Source organism: Candidatus Electrothrix sp. (assembly GCF_052785085.1).
In genome coordinates this window covers 1-4673 of record NZ_JALAAI010000191.1, presented here as the reverse complement: position 1 = coordinate 4673, position 4673 = coordinate 1, and the positions used below count along the sequence as shown (strand labels likewise).

Genomic DNA, 4673 nt, shown 5'->3' with positions numbered 1-4673 from the left:
ATTCTCTTGCTAAGACTCAAATAGTGTAACGCCTTACCCCACAATTAGTTACAAAATACTGTAACGCTCCCACTCCTCCGCCTTCCATTAGTTGCAACACAAGTATCCCGCTTATTCTGCCGCTCTATCCCGCCCATAAATATTTATTTACTACCCAGCCTATCAAGCCGCTTGGCAACGCATTCATTTTTTCTATCTTTTGATTCTCATACGAATTTACGTGGAATTCAATTTTGGAGAATTAACAATGGCGAAGAAATCATGCGGGAAACGACCATGTTCTATCTGTCGTAAATGGTTCCAACCTGATGTACGGCAAAAAGGCAGGCAGAAAACGTGTGGACGTTCGAAGTGCCAAACAGAACTTCACCGCAGAAATTGTCATGACTATAACAAACGCAATAAAGAGGAATCTGCCAACAATTATTTGGAGAAAAAGTTAGAGCAGGTCAAACCGAAAACAGTAAAAGAGAACAATAAAAAGCCGCCCCCCGATTCAATTCACCCGGAAATATCCCAAAGCCCCCTGCTGCAGCCTTCTCCTTTTGTTTTACCTGTTGAGATTATCATCAAAGAATATGGCGTGAGAAATATGGTCATTATCCATTACCTGGTGAGGAAAATTATTACTCAATTGCAATCCCAAAATAGAGGAGCCCCATAGTTGCCTATCCAATTAGAGGTGTTTTTCGGGCAAACTACTCACATTGGCAGTTTAAGACGCATTGTACATATTAAGGCACTGTAATTAAAGAAGATCCAAGACGACTACTCGCGATGCTAGTTTAAGACACATCACTATGGTTAACGTAAGGTAATCATAAGGTATCTGAGACAAGTACTCCTTATGTCATTTTAAGACGCAATAGATTCCTTTGGCAGGCTTCAGTATAAAATAAAGCTCCATTTCTCTTCAATGGTGAAGAGAAAATACTGACCATAAACAACACGAGGTAAGCTATGAGAGAATTTTCATCCAACGAATTGTTTGAACTGCGAAATGCTATTCCCGTTGAGATCCTGATTCAAAACATATTGCGAGTTCCCAATAAAACCAGTGAAGGAGTTTTTCGTGTTCTGTGCCCAATATGCAATGAATTCCAGACGGGAATAAATCCAAATGTAAATTTGGTGAGATGTTTTAGATGCGAAAGGAATTTCAATGCCATTGATCTTGTCATGGAGAATCAGGGGTGTGGGTTTAGGGAGAGTGTTTTGTTCTTAAAACAGTTGCTTGGGAAACAAAATAAGGATCACTCTTGTCGAAAGGTGCAATGATGCTGGAGGACCGATTGAAGCATTTGGAAACAATCATCGCCAAAAATCAATATCGCTTTTACGAGATTGGCCAGGCATTGTTGGAAATACGAGATTCCCGTCTTTATAAACAGGCCCTTTTTACCAGCTTTGAAACATATGCGAGGTCGCGTTGGGATATTGGCCGGTCGCAGGTTTACAGGCTCATCGACGCTTATAGCGTTATTAACAATCTGTCCCCAATTGGGGACAGGTTACCTGGCAATGAAGCCCAGACACGGCCACTGGTGCCATTATCTCCACCAGAACAACGAGAGATATGGAAAGCGTTCCTCAATACAAAAGTAGAGGTAACGGCACGCAATATTCAGAATTTCATCAATGAACGAAAGACAAAAGAGGACACAGCAACTCCTGATCTTGTTGATCGAATAAGCGATGAGTATATGGCTGCTGTCGAGGAGATGTTGGTTCAAGTTAAATATGCCCTGAATGATAAGTGGCAACAGACTTCACGTCAAGCTGCGTTACTGTGGCATCGGGTTATACAGGAAAAAATAATATGTAGGGAGAGTGGACATGAAGCTAACACTTGACGAACGTTTTTACCTGTTGCTACACAAAAAGATTATGGAAAAAAAAGGTTCTGCAAAGCGACGGGCAAAAAAATATTACAAAGATCAATATCAAAAAACAGGCATCATCCCCGGCCCGTTACGGCTTGCAGAAAAAGGCATTATGGAGGGTAGGAAATGCAGTGGGCGCCCCAGATCTCTCACTGAATCAGTTCGGAAACGGTTTGTAGAAATGGTTAAAGACTCCTGTGATCACGGAAGCCAGGGGTTTATTTTTATTACCCGTAAGGCGAGAACGATAAAAAATTATCATCATTGGCTGGAGACAGAATTCGAGCGACCAATTTCTCTTATTGCACTTAGACGTTGTGTCAAACGGGAAAATCTTCAACCGTATTTGACTAAACCAGACTTTGAAGAGGATCTTTCTGAGCAATGCTGCTTCACACCAGAACCTGTATTTGATCTGATCCAGATGGACGGGTGTGTCTTTCGCTATTTTAAAATCAAAAACGACAAGGGAAATTGGCAAAAACCAAACGTCATTGAGTTCTATGACACCGGTTCGCGGTACATGCTTGTTCTTGATGCATATTTCTCAGAAAGCAGCTTAAATTCTGTGGATTTGTTCCGTCAATTTTTACTGAGCACAGTTTTTCCTCATAAAAAAATCCGTATCAGACCTGATAATGCCAAGGGGTTTCTTAATCTTAAACGAGCCATTAGCGCTTTGAATATGAGACATTCTGTACCAGGTGGATTTTACATGGAACCTGACTTTGCCAGGATTCATGCAGCAAAAGAAAAGGCACATCTGGAGTCATCTCATCGCAGTTTGCATAACTTCGAAATCCGGATCATCAAGGCATTTGAAGACCGTATCACAAAAACTGAACCCGGCTATTCATTCGCCCATGGTAAAAAGGATAAGATTACCGTCACTTTCCTCGATATCACCCTTGCTGATTTGAAAAACAGCGGACTCATAGAAGCATACCGCCATGAACATAACAGCACAAAACATTATTTTTCCGAAAATGGAAAAGCAAGTGCATGGGTTCCTGATCAGAAGCTTGATGATTATTTCAAGGAAGTAATTGACACACTGTCCTTTTCTTCGAAGGAGGTAAAAGAGTTTGTGAAGTATGGCTTCAAAAAAACAACCGCCACTGTATCAAAGAAGAAAACAATCAGATACGACAACCAGGATTATTACGTAACCGTTGGTGCCGACCTGTTCAGCCGTCATAAAAGTACACCTGTGCATATCTCACAATATCACGACAAGCTCTTTATTTTTGAGCAGGCACCCAATGGTATTCTTTTAGGAGAAGCACTGGCGCAAAAGCCCTACGAAAAACCGATAACACCATCGTGTATCGAGCCAGAGCCAAATGAACTGGAACAGATAACGAGCTTTCTTGAGCAACACAGCATGGTGGTGGATCGTCCGACATTGATTGAATATCATCATAAAGGACTCAGTCTTGCCATGGCAAAAAATGTTTTCCAGCTCAACCAAAACAGATACATCGCTTTTACGAAGAAAATAAGGCAACCGGAGAAACGAACGGGCGAAGCGGTTTTTAATGCCTTCCTTCTTGACTGTGGGAATCATCTGCGTCGGGTTCACATTGCACCCTATGCTCGCAATGGAGAAAAATAGTATGAATCGAAAAGAAGATTTTATCAATGATAATCGGCGCATTTCTTATCTGGCTGCGACCTATAACAGGATTTACCGGGGGCAGAGTGTTCTGATCGAAGGAGATTACGGGGTTGGAAAAAGTCGTTTCCTGAAATTGTTACGCCCCAAAAAACTCCACGCAGTTAGGGTTGAGTCATTATTTAATATACATGAAACTCTGGCCGCAATTCTCAAAGAGCTGAATTATGATACAAAGGCAACCTACAGGAGGACGCCAGAATACCTGAAAATGGTGTGCAGTCTTTCCAGCTGTTTTATCGTGATAGATGAGGCCAATGATATTGATCCACGGGTTTGGCCTTACATGAAACGTATTATTGATGCTGGTGTACCCGTTGTACTTGCAGGACTGCCAAAGGTCAGAACATATTTGACCAGTGAGCATCCCGACATACTCAGTCGTCTAAAAACGCTTGTGCTTTATCCCATTGTGGTGGAAGACTTCGTGCTTGAATATCAGGATATCAACCAGGAGGCCATTGAACAAATATATATGGCCACCAAGGGAGATATGCGTAAATTCAAGGAAATTTGCACGGATTGCCGCGATAAAGCCAAAGAATTAAAGTTGCCATTTGTTGATATCAATCTTGCCTTGGATTTTATTGCCGACCTCCCTCCTCAGTAAGCCGCCACCCTCCTAAACCACTCATTCATTTCTTTAAAGGCTATCTCTCAGATAGTCTTTTTTTATTTGCTCTCTGTGTTTACCCAACTTGAAAAAACCTCTAAAAAAAGACCTTTTCACTGTGTAATCAGAGGAATACGTGTGCGCGTTACACTATTTTGCAACTTAGTGCTATCTGACCCATGTCCCTATGTGGCTATTTGTACGACGAATATACAGGCAAGTCGTTAAGGCGTAGCTGTGAGAAAGCGTTACACTATTTGATTCTTATCAAACGATGCCTCAAACAGTCTTCGAACATGACGACAAACAGCAGATATTTTTTCACGACTTTTTTCAAGAGCGAGTTGCAGCTTATTTTCCCAAAAGGCTCTCTGTAGTGGCAGTCCACCAAATACCGCGTTGTCACTCAGACGAAAGGCCAAATCTTTTTCAGGTGTACTCCCGTTACATTCTGCTTGCAGTATTTTGTAATCGTTTTCTAATTGCTGAAGCCATCCTCTAC

Annotated in this window: 6 protein-coding genes; 5 read left to right on the top strand and 1 reads right to left on the bottom strand. The window is 41.7% G+C overall.

What is annotated here, in order from left to right; translation table 11 throughout:
* Positions 1-247: 247 nt before the first annotated feature.
* The 5 genes from L2082_RS18455 (at position 248) to L2082_RS18435 (ending at position 4168) form a co-directional block, all read left to right on the top strand.
* The gene (locus L2082_RS18455) at positions 248-664 is read left to right on the top strand and encodes a hypothetical protein (protein ID WP_446012117.1); all 417 of its coding nucleotides are present in this window, start codon (positions 248-250) and stop codon (positions 662-664) included.
* A gap of 296 nt (positions 665-960) precedes the next feature.
* A complete protein-coding gene (locus L2082_RS18450; RefSeq protein WP_446012116.1) occupies positions 961-1278 on the top strand; it encodes a CHC2 zinc finger domain-containing protein in 318 nt (105 codons plus the stop codon).
* A gap of 14 nt (positions 1279-1292) precedes the next feature.
* Entirely contained in the window at positions 1293-1853 is a 561-nt protein-coding gene (locus tag L2082_RS18445; RefSeq protein WP_446012115.1) for a DNA methylase, read from the top strand.
* A 211-nt stretch (positions 1854-2064) separates the two neighbouring features.
* Entirely contained in the window at positions 2065-3498 is a 1434-nt protein-coding gene (locus tag L2082_RS18440; RefSeq protein ID WP_446012114.1) for an integrase, read from the top strand.
* Between the two features lies 1 nt (position 3499).
* Positions 3500-4168: an AAA family ATPase gene (locus L2082_RS18435; protein WP_446012113.1), complete on the top strand. Its 669-nt coding sequence runs from the start codon at positions 3500-3502 to the stop codon at positions 4166-4168.
* Between the two features lie 251 nt (positions 4169-4419).
* Here L2082_RS18435 and L2082_RS18430 read toward each other — a convergent pair.
* On the bottom strand, positions 4420-4673 hold a 254-nt coding region (locus L2082_RS18430; protein ID WP_446012112.1), incomplete at its 5' end, for a hypothetical protein.